We start from the raw sequence: 378 nt of genomic DNA, 5'->3' as shown, positions 1-378 counted from the left end.
CCTGGAAGCAGCGCCGGCTCGGCACCCGGATCTCGTCCCCGGTCAGCAGCATGATGTCGACGGCGTTCTGCCCCTCGAAGACGCCGCGCATGTCCAGCCGGTAGAGCGCGCCGGCCCGCCGCACCTCCACCGCCGAGATGTCGGCGTCGGGGCGCACCCCGCCCGCGGCGCGCAGCGCGGCCGAGAGGTTGCGCGCCTCGGTCGAGGCGCCGAGGGCCGCCTGGCGCAGCACGTCGAGACCGTCCCCCGGCGTGCCGCCGATCTCGACCGCGCGGGGCTCGAAGACGGCCCCCGAGACCGCGACCGAGACGGAGGCGTAATCCGTCACCCGGACCGAAAGCTGCGGGGCCTGGGTGTAGAAGTCCCGCGCCCGCAGGC

The 378-nt window shown here is 75.7% G+C and carries 1 pseudogene; it reads right to left on the bottom strand.

Annotation, left to right across the window (positions count from 1 at the left end):
- A pseudogene (locus EU805_RS17265) lies at positions 1 to 378 on the bottom strand (polysaccharide biosynthesis protein); the annotation flags it as partial.

Source organism: Salipiger sp. IMCC34102 (genome assembly GCF_004145405.1).
Classification (GTDB): Bacteria; Pseudomonadota; Alphaproteobacteria; order Rhodobacterales; family Rhodobacteraceae; genus Loktanella.
Note: the sequence above shows the minus strand (reverse complement) of the source record. Positions and strands in the feature narration are given on the sequence as shown.